This is a genomic window from Roseibium sp. RKSG952 (assembly GCF_009711355.1).
Window position 1 is genome coordinate 23304 of record NZ_SMMF01000921.1, and the last position, 10526, is coordinate 33829.

The 10526-nt window shown below is 59.0% G+C and carries 10 protein-coding genes; 2 read left to right on the plus strand and 8 right to left on the minus strand.

The annotated features are described in order from the left end of the window. Positions 1-894, plus strand: an 894-nt coding sequence (locus tag E1297_RS21525; protein WP_368669638.1) for a LysR family transcriptional regulator, incomplete at its 5' end; no start/stop codon positions are given. A gap of 43 nt (positions 895-937) precedes the next feature. Here E1297_RS21525 and pheT read toward each other — a convergent pair. The 8 genes from pheT to E1297_RS21565 all read right to left on the minus strand — a co-directional run bounded on the left by pheT (position 938) and on the right by E1297_RS21565 (position 9357). Next, positions 938-3334: a phenylalanine--tRNA ligase subunit beta gene (gene pheT, locus E1297_RS21530; RefSeq protein WP_155142107.1), complete on the minus strand. Its 2397-nt coding sequence runs from the start codon at positions 3332-3334 to the stop codon at positions 938-940. Positions 3335-3412: 78 nt separating this feature from the next. After that, positions 3413-4219, minus strand: a complete 807-nt coding sequence (locus E1297_RS21535) for a PHB depolymerase family esterase (RefSeq protein ID WP_155142109.1) — start codon at positions 4217-4219, stop codon at positions 3413-3415. A 155-nt stretch (positions 4220-4374) separates the two neighbouring features. Then, on the minus strand, positions 4375-4668 hold the full coding sequence (locus E1297_RS21540) for a hypothetical protein (RefSeq protein WP_155142111.1): 294 nt from the start codon (positions 4666-4668) through the stop codon (positions 4375-4377). After that, complete coding sequence (gene pheS / locus E1297_RS21545) at positions 4669-5742, minus strand: phenylalanine--tRNA ligase subunit alpha (protein ID WP_155142112.1); 1074 nt, start codon at positions 5740-5742, stop codon at positions 4669-4671. It lies immediately after the preceding gene. A gap of 83 nt (positions 5743-5825) precedes the next feature. Beyond that, on the minus strand, positions 5826-7196 hold the full coding sequence (locus E1297_RS21550) for a glutamate--cysteine ligase (protein ID WP_155142114.1): 1371 nt from the start codon (positions 7194-7196) through the stop codon (positions 5826-5828). Between the two features lie 66 nt (positions 7197-7262). Next, on the minus strand, positions 7263-7790 hold the full coding sequence (locus E1297_RS21555) for a hypothetical protein (RefSeq protein ID WP_155142116.1): 528 nt from the start codon (positions 7788-7790) through the stop codon (positions 7263-7265). Next, positions 7787-8635 carry a GNAT family N-acetyltransferase gene (locus E1297_RS51320; RefSeq protein WP_209015915.1) on the minus strand — a complete coding sequence of 283 codons (849 nt, stop codon included), beginning with the start codon at positions 8633-8635 and terminating at the stop codon, positions 7787-7789. Before E1297_RS51320 ends, E1297_RS21555 begins: the two co-directional genes overlap by 4 nt. After that, complete coding sequence (locus tag E1297_RS21565) at positions 8632-9357, minus strand: 16S rRNA (uracil(1498)-N(3))-methyltransferase (protein ID WP_155142118.1); 726 nt, start codon at positions 9355-9357, stop codon at positions 8632-8634. Before E1297_RS21565 ends, E1297_RS51320 begins: the two co-directional genes overlap by 4 nt. Before the next feature lie 12 nt (positions 9358-9369). Between E1297_RS21565 and ubiA the strand changes: the two genes are divergently transcribed. Continuing rightward, complete coding sequence (ubiA, locus tag E1297_RS21570) at positions 9370-10332, plus strand: 4-hydroxybenzoate octaprenyltransferase (protein WP_155142120.1); 963 nt, start codon at positions 9370-9372, stop codon at positions 10330-10332. Positions 10333-10526: the final 194 nt, after the last annotated feature.

Sequence of the window (10526 nt, forward strand, 5' to 3'; positions counted from 1 at the left end):
CATATTTGTATGAAACAACTCGGCGACTTTGACTGGAATCACATCCGCGCCTTTCTGGCGACGGCCGAGACCGGGTCGTTTTCTGCAGCCGCCCGTAATTTGGGACAGACGCAACCAACGCTCAGCCGACAGATCGCAGCGCTCGAGCAAGATCTGGGTGTAATGCTGTTTGAGCGTGTAGGGCGCGCGTTAGAGATCACACAGGCCGGAATGGAATTGCTGGAGCATACCCGGTTGATGGGTGATGCAGCGAACCAAATTGCGCTGACCGCTTCGGGGCAGGCACAATCCATCGACGGGCTGGTCCGCATCACCGCCAGCGATGTGATGTCTGCCTATTTCCTGCCAGAGCTGTTGCGCGAAGTCCGGGCGCAGGCTCCGCGCCTGAGAATCGACGTGATCGCCTCGAATGACATTCAGGACCTGATGCGCCGTGAGGCAGATATCGCGATCCGTCATGTACGACCGGAACAGCCCGAACTGATCGCCAAACTGGTGCAGGAAGCCTCGGGTCATTTCTATGCCACGACCAAATATCTGAACCACGCGGGGCGCCCTAAATCCAAGCACGACTTGTCACAGCATGAATTCATCAGCTTCGGCAATACGGATCAGATGATCGCCTATCTGAAACCACTGGGCATTCACCTGAGCGATGAGAACTTTAGGTTGGGATCACAGAACGGAATCGTGGCCTGGGAATACGCCAAGCAGGGTTTTGGCATCGCACCCATGTCTGAGGTTGTGGGCAATGCAACACCCGGCGTCGAACGAGTAATGCCCGAAATGGAGCCCATCAAATTCCCGATCTGGCTGACCACCCATCGCGAGTTACATACCAGCCGCCGCATCCGGCTGGTCTTTGATCTGCTGGCCGACTACCTGTCCAAATAAAAACGCGCCCGAAGGCGCGTTTAAGAAAAGATATGCAGTGGCTTTATCCGCGCAGGACACCGCCAGTTGCCTTGGTGACCTTGGCGATGATCTTCTCAGCCACCGCTTCGATGTCTTTTTCCTTCAGCGTCTGATCCGTGGGCTGCAAACGCACGGTGATCGCCAGAGATTTCTTGCCTTCACCCAGGCTGCCACCAATGAATTCGTCAAAGACGCGGACGTCTTCGATCAACGCCTTGTCGGCACCAGCAGCTGCATTGACCAGCGTCAGCGCCTCAACGCCTTCGTCGACTACAAAGGCAAAGTCCCGCTCGACCGCTTGCAGGTCGCGCAATTCCAGCGCGGCACGGGTCGCACCGGACTTACGGGGCAGAGGCACCTCGTCCGGCCAGATGGTGAAGGCCATTGCCGGGCCTTTGATGTCCATTGCCTGCAGGATGCGCGGGTGCAACTCGCCGAACACGCCGAGAACCTTCTTCGGACCCAAACAGATTTTGCCGTGACGGCCCGGATGCCACCAGGCATCGCCATCACGCAGGATCTGAACCTTCGCGGGCGCACCGATAGCGGCCAGCACAGCCTCGGCATCCGCCTTGGCGTCGAACACATCGACAGGGCGTGACGCACCGTGCACGTCCTTTGGACCATTGCGACCAACCAGCAGGCCGGTGATCTGGGTTTTTTGGTCGCCGGGCTCACCATCATGGAAGACAGGCCCGACCTCGAACAACGCCACGTCCGCATATCCACGCGCCTGATTGCGGGCCGCGGCCTGCAGCAGACCGGGCAGCAGATCGGGGCGCATATGGCTCATCTCGGACGAGATCGGGTTTTCCAGCTGCGTGGCTTCATCCCCGCCACCGAACAGAGCGGCAGAGGCCTGATCAATGAAGGTGTAGGAAACGCACTCATTGTACCCCAGCGCCGCACAGGTTCGCCGCGCCATCGACTGACGGCGTTGAGTCGGTGTCATCACCGGTTTAGGGATGCCATTGGTCACACGCGGCAAGGGCTTGCCCTGCAACTTGGTTAGCGACGCAATCCGCGCGACCTCTTCCACCAGATCAGCCTCACCCATGATATCGGGGCGCCAGCTGGGAACGTGAGCCATCTCACCCTCCAGACGGAAGCCCAGACGGGTCAGGGTTTGACGTTGCTCGGCCTCGGGAATGTCCATGCCAACCAGCGACTGCACACGCTCGGCATCCAGCTTGTAGGCCCGTGCGTGGTTCGGTGCTTTGCCCGCTTCGACCACCTTGGATACTTCGCCGCCGCAGATATCCAGGATCATCTGTGTCGCGTGTTCCAGCCCTTCCAGCGTGTACTCAGGATCCACGCCACGCTCAAAGCGATAGCGCGCGTCCGAGTTGATCTTCAACGCACGACCGGTCAACGCGATCTGCACGTGGTCCCAGAACGCGCTTTCGAGGAAGACGTTCACGGTCTCTTCGGTACAGCCGGTTTCCTCACCACCCATGATACCAGCGATGGATTCGGGACCTTTGTCGTCCGAAATCACCATCATGCCGGGCTGCAGGGAGTATTCCTTCTCATCCAGCGCAACCAACTTTTCGCCACCCTTGGCGCGGTGGACACGCAGGTTGCCCTGTACCTTGTCAGCATCAAACACGTGCAACGGCCGGTTCTGATCGAAGGTCATGTAGTTGGTGATATCGACCAGAGCCGAGATCGGGCGCAGGCCGATTGCCTTTAGCTGATCCTGCAGCCATTGCGGGCTGGGGCCGTTCTTGACGCCCTTGATCAGGCGACCGGTGAAATGCGGGCAGCCGTCCAACGTGTCTTCATCAATGGTCACCTTGATCGGGCTTTCATAGTCACCCGGCACAGGCACATAGTCGCGCTGCTTCAGTGTGCCGATACCGCGCGCTGCAAGGTCGCGGGCAATCCCTTCGACACCCAGTGCATCGGGACGGTTCGGGGTGATCGCAATCTCGATCATCGGATCGACCTTCGAGGGGTCGTTCTCGGCTAGCCAGTCAATGAACTTGTCCCCAACCTCGCCCGAGGGCAGCTCGATGATGCCATCATGCTCGTCCGACAGCTCCAGCTCGCGTTCCGAAGCCATCATGCCAAAGCTTTCGACGCCGCGGATCTTGCCGACGCTGATGGTCAGGTCCAGACCGGGGATGTACATGCCCGGTTTGCAGACGACGACGGTGATCCCTTCGCGCGCATTTGGGGCACCGCAGATGATCTGCAGCTCACCCTCATCGGTATCAACCTTGCAGACGCGCAGCTTGTCAGCATCCGGGTGTTTCTCGGCATGTTTCACATAGCCAAGGGTGAAATCCTTCAGCCGGTCCGCCGGGTTCACGATCTCTTCGACCTCAAGCCCGAGATCGGTCAGCGTCTCGGCAATCTCATCTACCGACGCATCTGTGTCGAGGTGGTCTTTCAGCCAGGACAGAGTGAATTTCATTGCACGGGGCCTTTTTTGGCAAACATCCAGTCGGCACAGGCAATGGCAAAGATTGGACCAAGGTGCAAGCGCTGCGCGTCACGGATAGGTGGGGGTGCGGCCCAAAAGCTCATCCAACTGCCAGCCGATCCAGCCATGCGGGATAAAATGGCCACCCGGATGGGTGTCCAGCGTAACCTGCCCCTGCGCGCAATCGGTCCATTCCACGCGGCTGAGCGTCAGAAACGGCCTCACGCTCCAGTCGCCGCGCGGGGTTGCACCATTGCAGTTATACTTTTCCCGCCACAGCGCCACCGGATAGGTGGTGTCGCCACCCGGACCAAAGGGGAAATCCATCACCGTATCATCCGTCCCATGCACATGGCGCACCTGAGCCGGCGCTTGCGGGCAATCCTCGGTCTGGCGGATCGATCCTGCGATGGCGAGCAATGCCGCCGTATCGTTGCCCGACTGACAGACATAGCGCCATGCCATCGCGCCACCGAAAGAATAGCCCGAGACGTAAATACGCCGTGGATCAATTGGATACCGTTGCGCAACGTCCTCCAGCACGCGATTCGCAAACTCTACATCCCCGGTTTCGGGTGACCAAAAGTTCCAGCTTTTGCCCAATCCGTTCGGGGCCACCAGTAGCACACCCCGCAGCTTCGTCGCACCTGCAATGCGTTCATGGTTCACGACAACATTACCCTGCCGCGCCCAGCCGTGGAAATGCAGCAACACCGGCAGAGGCGTTTCGCCGTCCCAGCCGTCCGGCTCGAGCACATGGTATGAGCGGTCACCGACCTCACAGGCGGTATCGCCATGGCAATCGGATTTCCAAGGCCCCATTGCAAGGGCCGGAGCAGAGGAGAGCAGAAGCAGGCAGAGCAAACGATAAATCATTGGCCGGAGCCTAGCTACCTAACACCACCTGTCACGTCACAACCTCGTGGGGGGGGTGTAACAAGCAGCGCCGTCACTAGACGGAGGGATGTCCAGGGCGCGGCTTACCGATTTTGCTCAGCCCCTGCTTTGCGCAGGCAAAACCGATGGTTAGCTCACTTGGAGCGGCCGATTAGCTTTTTAGTCTTCTGCAATTGATTTTGCTGGTCGCGCCAGATTTCGTCACGTTTTTTCCAAACGCTGTGATGCGCTGCGCCAAAAACACTGACCGGGCCACACACGATCACCCAATAGGTAAGCAACACCCAATTAGGCGCAAGTATGGCCACTGCGATAAAGCCTAAGGCAGCTAAAATCTCAATAACGTAACCTTGCCAGCGCGGCATGCTTTCAGCGCGAGTAAGGCACCAGTTGTAGCACCAAGCCATTACCGCGCTGAGCTGATACACTTAACGACTCAAACCACCATGCAGGTTCGGCATATCCAGCGCCGCGAACCCGTAATGGCGCAGCCAGCGCAGGTCGGAATCAAAGAAGGCCCGCAGATCCGGAATGCCGTATTTCAGCATCGCCAGACGGTCGATGCCGATGCCAAAGGCAAAGCCCTGATAGATCTCGGGGTCGATGCCACCGGCGGCGATCACCTTGGGGTGGACCATGCCGGACCCCAGAATCTCCATCCAGTCGTCACCCTCGCCGATCTTTAGCTGACCGTTATCCCAGGAACAGCGGATATCGACCTCGGCTGACGGTTCGGTGAAGGGAAAGTGCGATGCACGGAAGCGCAGTTCGACGTCGTCAACCTCGAAGAACGCCTTCACGAATTCCTCCAGAACCCATTTCAGGTTTGCCATCGAGATGTCCTTATCGATGGCCAGCCCCTCGACCTGATGGAACATCGGCGTGTGGGTCTGATCATAGTCGGCGCGATACACGCCGCCCGGGCAAATCACACGGATCGGCGCGCCCTGCAGTTCCATCGAACGAATCTGGACGGGCGAAGTATGGGTGCGCAGCACGTGCGGCGGGCGATTGTCGCCCTCGGCGCGGTGCATATAGAACGTATCCATCTCGGCCCGCGCGGGGTGGTGGCCAGGGATGTTCAGGGCGTCGAAGTTGTGCCAGTCGGTTTCGATCCGCGGCCCTTCGGCGACGGAGAAACCCAGTTCGGCAAAGATCGCGGTCAGTTCCTCGGTCGCCTGGCTGACCGGGTGGATCGAGCCCTGACGACGTGCCCGGGTCGGTAGTGTAACGTCGAGCCACTCGGTGCGCAGACGCTCATCCAGCGCGGCATCGGCCAGCGCGGCTTTTTTGGCAGAAAGCGCCGAGTTAATCTCATCCTTCAGGGCATTCAGCGCGGGGCCTGCAACCTGACGCTCTTCGGGCGTCATTTTGCCCAACTCGCGCATCTTCAGCGCAACCTCGCCCTTTTTGCCGACAGCGGCGACGCGGATCGCCTCAAGCGCGTTTTCGTCGCCCGCTTCGGCGATCTGCCCCAGATATTTTGCCTTAAGATCGTCCATGACGCTTTCCGAAACTGGCCCCTGAATTTGGTCCAGAACCTGCTATCGGCCCTGCCCCGCGAATGCAAGCGGGACAGGCGCGATCAATAGCTGAAGTCGGGATAAATCCGCGTCAGGTCACCGTTCCAGTCACCATTGTAGTGATCCAGCAACTCATCCGCCGGAACCTTGCCGGTTTCGATGCTGTCTTTCAGCGCGTTCAAGAAGTGCGTTTCATCCGGCACCAGCCCCCCGGCGCCGGGGCGGGCACGGGATTTAAGACCGGCCTCAGAGATCGCAACAACCTCACGCGCAAGATCATGCATGCTGATGCCGCCAACTTTCGCCTGCAACCCATCCTTGGCAGCTTCGACCCGCAACGCCTCTCGCGTTTCGGCATCCCAGCCTTTGACCAGATCCCATGCTGCATCCAGCGCGCCTTGATCGTAGGTCAGACCAACCCAGAACGCAGGCAAAGCACACAATCGACGCCACGGTCCACCATCGGCACCACGCATTTCCATGAACTTCTTGATCCGCGCCTCGGGGAAGGCTGTGGTCAGGTGGTCGGCCCAATCACTAAGGGTCGGCGTCTCACCCGGCAGCGCGGGCAACTTGCCCTGCAGGAAGTCACGGAAAGACTGGCCCAGCGCATCGATATATTTGCCGTCGCGGTATACAAAGTACATCGGCACATCCAGGGCGTATTCGACCCAACGCTCGAACCCGAAGCCTTCCTCGAAAACAAAAGGCAACATACCGGTACGTGCATCGTCCAGATGCCGCCAGATATAGCTGCGCCAGCTTTTCTGACCGTTGGGTTTGCCTTCGAAGAACGGAGAATTGGCAAATAGAGCGGTGGCCACAGGCTGCAATGCCAGCGCAACGCGCAGCTTTTGCACCATATCAGCTTCGGACCCGAAATCGATATTGACCTGCACGGTACAGGTCCGGCGCATCATTGCGCGGCCCATGGTGCCGACCTTTTCCATGTAGTCATTCATCAGCACATACCGCCCCTTGGGCATCAACGGCATGTCCTCATGCTTCCAGATCGGTGCGGCCCCAAGGCCGATGAAACCGACCCCGATCTTGTCAGCGATATCCTTCACATCGCGCAGATGCGCGTTCACCTCGTCACAGGTTTCGTGAATCGTCTCAAGCGGGGCGCCGGATAGCTCTAGTTGACCACCTGGTTCAAGCGAGACATTGGCCCCGTCCTTTTGCAGACCGATCAGCTTGCCGCCTTCTTCCAGCGGCTCCCATCCGTGCAGATCACGCAGGCCCTGAAGCACCGCAAGAATCGATCGTTCACCCTCATAGGGCAACGACTTCAGCGTATCCTTGCAATAGCCGAACTTTTCATGCTCGGTGCCAATGCGCCACTCTTCCTTGGGCTTGCAGCCCGATGCCAGATATTCGGCCAGTTGCTCGTGGCGTTCGATCGGACCGCCGCCTGACTGAGGGATGGACATGAACCGTGCTCCGATCCTGATGTGTCTTGACTTAACGGCCAGTGGTGGGGGGAAACGATGCCGGTGTCAATGCAGCCGCGCATGCGGCGGGCGCATTGGACGTCGTTCCCAGATCACGACCGGATGAATCGATCCACCCTTGAGTTCCGACAACATTTGCTCGGTTTTCAGCCCCGGAAGGCTTGAGAACACATCGAACAGGGCTTCGGCACCTTCGGCATTCACAGGAATGTGAACCGCCGGCTGGCCCGGTTGATCCAACACCCAATGCGCCGGGTTCGATGTTGGGTCCAGCGCCAGACGCTCGATCTCACCGGTTGCGATGATGCCGCCATCCAGCGGACCCATGTAAGTGATTTGCCCTTCATCAACCGTGACCACACCCGGCCCGCCTGCGCCCATGCGAAAGCGCGCCCGTTGGATACCAATCACTGCCAGAGCTGCCGAGACCGCAACCAGAAGCCAGCCTAACCAGCCCAGCAAACCGCCCGGCCCATTGATCCAGCTGACACCGAGGATCAGGACAAACCCCGCCGCCAGAACCTCGCGCCAGCGCCAAAGAGCCATCTTGGCTTCGGGTCGGATGAAACTCATGCCGTGTCCTCGGGGTTTTTGAACAGAATCAGGGAATAATGGCCTGCTGGCCGGAACCCTATTGCAATATAGGCACGCGCGGCTGCTTCGCTAGCGGCGAAGAGCACCGCGCGTGTCGCACCTTTGGTTCGGGCCTCACACAGATGCAATGCCAATGCCAGTCGCGCGTATCCTCGTCCGCGCAGTTGGGTCGGCGTGTAGACTCCGCCGACCTGAACAACCTCCGGCAAACGCGCATTGAACCCGGTCATTCCGACGGGCTGACCGTTCATCAACAAAACCCGATGAGAGTTGCGGTGAATGTAGGCTGCAATGTCAATTTTTGCCTGCCCTCTTGCACGTTCATCGCCGAAACCCATTGCTTCGACCAGATAGCTTTGTCGCCAACCCTCGGTTATGGACGTGTCAACCTCCCCAAGTGGCACCAACTCAGCCCCAGCAGCGTTGGGCACAACCATTTGCTTCAGATCCAGCGAGAAGCCCGGTTCATCGCTATTGAGCGTTGCCGGTCTGTCGTTCCAGCCTGCAAGACGCATAATTCGGCAGGCTTGCGTTGCCTCCCCTGCCAATCCAAACAGCTTGCGCCCACGGATGAAGCGAATCGCCTCGTTCAGTTCTTCATCCGAGCATTCAGGACATTGCGGCAGGACCATTCCTTCATTGGTGACAGCGAAAACCGCACGTAGGTCGTCACCCAAAATCCAAATATCCAAAGCCCGCCGGTCCGAACCGCGCAGACCGTAATCCCGCAAATTGGCCAATGGAAACATCGAGGTCTGGATGTGCCGGGACAGAAATTCGTCAATTCGTGGCACATCCGTTTCCTGTGCCGACCGCCAGGTCACGACCAATCCCCGAACGCCTGCTGCCACATGGTCAACGCGGCAACCGCAGCAGTGTCTGCGCGCAGAATGCGCGGGCCCAGACTGACCACATGAGCGAATGGGAGCGCTGCAAGTCGTTTACGCTCTTTCTCAGAAAACCCACCCTCGGGGCCAATCAAGATGGCCCAGGGTTGCCCCGTCTTGTTTTCGGCCAAACGCAGGGCAGAACCAACTTCGGCCTCGTCGCAGAACATCAGCTGACGGTCTTGCGGCCAGTCGTCGAGCATCCGGTCGAGCCGCTGCAATTCCGTAACTTCGGGCACAAAGGTCCCGCCACATTGCTCAGCGGCTTCAACCGCGTGGGCCTGCAGCCGGTCCTGACGAACACGTTCTGAATTTGTGAACTCCGTCTGGACCGGTACGATCCTTGCCGCGCCCATCTCGACCGATTTTTCGACGATGAAATCCGTGCGTGCCTTTTTGATCGGCGCAAAAAGCAACCACAGATCAGGCGGCAATTGCAGGGGCTTTGACTGCTCGGTACAGGATAATTCTCCGCCGCGTTTTCCGGCCTGAACGACCTCGGCCAGCCATTCACCATCCTGCCCGTTGAACAAGGCGACATGGGCGCCAACAGCCAGACGCATGACACCGAACAGGTAATGGGCCTGCTCGCGCGTCAAATGAACCGATTGCCCCTGCCCCAGCGGGTGCTCTACATACAGCCTGATCTTCGCACTCATGGGACCTTACATATGCAAGGCAATGCCCCAACACCAGATGGTCAGGTCGCCGATGCCGTCACCGGTAACTGGGTCGACACACATGCCCCGGCCTTTGCCCGACCCTATCTGCGCCTGTCGCGCGCCGACCGGCCGATCGGGACATGGCTTTTGCTGATTCCCTGCTGGTGGGGACTTGCACTTGCCATACTCAGCGACGGCAATGCGCGATGGGAGGATTTGTGGATCGCAATCGGCAGCGCCTTAGGAGCGTTTCTGATGCGCGGGGCTGGCTGTACATGGAACGACATCACCGATCGCGATTACGATGGTCAGGTCGAACGCACCCGTTCGCGCCCGATCCCGTCCGGACAGGTGAGCGTTCGGCAGGCGGCTTTCTGGATGGTTCTTCAGTGCCTGCTGGCCCTGGCGATTCTGCTGACCTTTAACCGGGCCGCAATCGCCATGGGTGTTTTGTCTCTCCTGCCTGTCACGATTTACCCGTTCGCAAAGCGATTCACTTGGTGGCCGCAGGTCTTTCTGGGTCTGGCCTTCAACTGGGGCGCCTTGCTGGCATGGGCTGCACATACGGGCACGATAGGCTGGCCCGCCATCCTCCTGTACCTGTCCGGCATCGCATGGACCCTCTTCTATGACACCATCTACGCGCATCAGGATGCCGAAGATGACGAGCTTGTGGGCATCAAATCCACCGCCCGATTGTTCGGAACCGATACCTCCAAATGGCTGAAGTATTTTCTGGTCGCGACCGTGTCTTTGATGGGTCTTGCCATCATCGATGCTGCCGTACCCGGGGCGTCGGTGCTCGCAATCCTTGTTGCCATCGCCGGGCCATGGGCGATGGGCTGGCACATGGCCTGGCAATTGAGGGGTCTGGACATTGAGGACAACGCCAAGCTCTTGCAGTTGTTCCGTTCAAATCGCGATACCGGCCTCATTCCGCTGATCTTCCTTTGCGTCGCCCTGTTGCTCTGATTGCACCTCGGCTCCAGGGTCTGTAAGAGTCCGTGCGACCGGTTGAGGAGTTTCATACCCGCCCATGCGTCTGCCGTACTTTTTCGTCGTCGCCCTGATCTTTCTCGTGTCAGCAGGGTTGTCCCTGCTGGCTGCCAGCTCAGCGGTGACAAAGATCGAAGAAACCTCGGAATTTGCCGTAAGAAAGGCGCTGA

Coding starts and splice junctions, on each gene's coding strand:
- pheT (WP_155142107.1), bottom strand. CDS start 3,334: ATGAAATTCACTCTGTCCTGGCTGAAAGACCACCTCGACACAGATGCG.
- E1297_RS21535 (WP_155142109.1), bottom strand. CDS start 4,219: ATGATTTATCGTTTGCTCTGCCTGCTTCTGCTCTCCTCTGCTCCGGCC.
- pheS (WP_155142112.1), bottom strand. CDS start 5,742: ATGGACGATCTTAAGGCAAAATATCTGGGGCAGATCGCCGAAGCGGGC.
- E1297_RS21550 (WP_155142114.1), bottom strand. CDS start 7,196: ATGTCCATCCCTCAGTCAGGCGGCGGTCCGATCGAACGCCACGAGCAA.
- E1297_RS21555 (WP_155142116.1), bottom strand. CDS start 7,790: ATGAGTTTCATCCGACCCGAAGCCAAGATGGCTCTTTGGCGCTGGCGC.
- E1297_RS21565 (WP_155142118.1), bottom strand. CDS start 9,357: ATGAGTGCGAAGATCAGGCTGTATGTAGAGCACCCGCTGGGGCAGGGG.
- ubiA (WP_155142120.1), top strand. CDS start 9,370: ATGCAAGGCAATGCCCCAACACCAGATGGTCAGGTCGCCGATGCCGTC.